This window comes from Marinobacter sp. R17, assembly GCF_003789045.1.
GTDB classification, from domain to species: domain Bacteria; phylum Pseudomonadota; class Gammaproteobacteria; order Pseudomonadales; family Oleiphilaceae; genus Marinobacter_A; species Marinobacter_A mangrovi.
The window spans coordinates 1-1,296 of sequence record NZ_RHGZ01000059.1 but is presented as its reverse complement, the minus strand read 5'-3'; the positions used below and the strand labels follow the sequence as shown (position 1 = coordinate 1,296).

Genomic DNA, 1,296 nt, shown 5'->3' with positions numbered 1-1,296 from the left:
TGTGCAAACCGGCAACATAGGTAACACCTCAAACCGGGAACATGGGTGACACAAGTTACGGTATGGGCAAGGAGGATGCGCCCATGCCCTGGAGAGAGACTTGTGTAATGGATCTTAAGATGCAGTTCATCGCAGACTGGCTGCGGAGCGAGCATGGTGTGAGCGACCTGGCCCGCGGATACGGCATCAGTCGCAAGACGGCGTACAAGTGGATCCGGAGGTATCAGGAGGAAGGCGCAGCGGGGCTGCAGGAGCGTTCCCGCGCCCCACACCATTGCCCGCATGCGGTGGCGGAGGACGTGGCCGAGCAGATTGTAGCCATCAAGAAGGATCACCCCAGCTTCGGCCCCAAGAAGGTTCTGGACCGGTTGCGCGAGCTACAGCCGACGCTGGCGTTACCGGCCGACAGCACGGCTGGCGAGATTCTCAAGGCGGCAGGTCTGGTCAAGAAGCGGCGCTACAAGCGGCCGTATCCGGCTGACCCGCAACCGTTTGAACTGGGCGATCGCAACAACGCTCTGTGGAGCGTGGACTACAAAGGGCAATACCGGACAGCAGGTGGACGCTGGTGCTATCCGCTCACCATGACCGACAACGCCAGTCGCTATGTCTTGGGCTGTCACGGCGTGACGGCCACGGACCACGCGCAGGCGAAGCCCATTATGGAGTGGGTCTTCCATGAGTACGGTCTGCCGGAAGGGATTTTGTCCGATAACGGCTCGCCCTTTGCCAGCCGCTCGGCGGGCGGCCTGACGCGACTGTCAAAATGGTGGGTCGAACTGGGCATTCGGGTGCATCGCACCCGGCCGAGCACGCCGACACAGAATGCCCGCCACGAACGCATGCACGGCTCACTGAACCGAGCGGTGGGTGAGCGGATGCGAGGGTCGAGCTGGAGGCAGCAACAAGCCGCGTTACAGGCGTTCTGTCAGGAGTTTAACGAACAGCGCAGCCATGAGGCCTTGGGCCGGCAAACACCGGCCAGTGTGTACCAACCCTCCCGGCGTGCGTACTCGCCGGTGCTGCGTCCGATTGAATACAACGCGGACCAAGCGGTCCGCAACGTTCGCCACAACGGCGAGATCAAGTGGCAGGGCCATTTGATCTACGTGAGTGAGCTGTTAGCCAGGCACCGCGTGGGCCTGAAAGAGGTTGAGGATGACCGAGTAGAGGTGCGATACAGCACCCATCTGCTGGGCCACATCAACCTTAAAACCGCGCGACTGGAGCCCGCATGCCGGTGGCACGCGGGGGAAGAGGTGTAACCCATGTTGCCGGTTCAAAGTGTTACCCATG

At 61.6% G+C, this 1,296-nt stretch carries 1 protein-coding gene; it reads left to right on the top strand.

The genetic code is table 11. From position 1 onward, the window contains the following. The first annotated feature begins 119 nt into the window (after positions 1–119). Entirely contained in the window at positions 120–1,265 is a 1,146-nt protein-coding gene (locus EB809_RS20850) for an integrase core domain-containing protein (RefSeq protein ID WP_263317017.1), read from the top strand. Positions 1,266–1,296 lie beyond the last annotated feature (31 nt).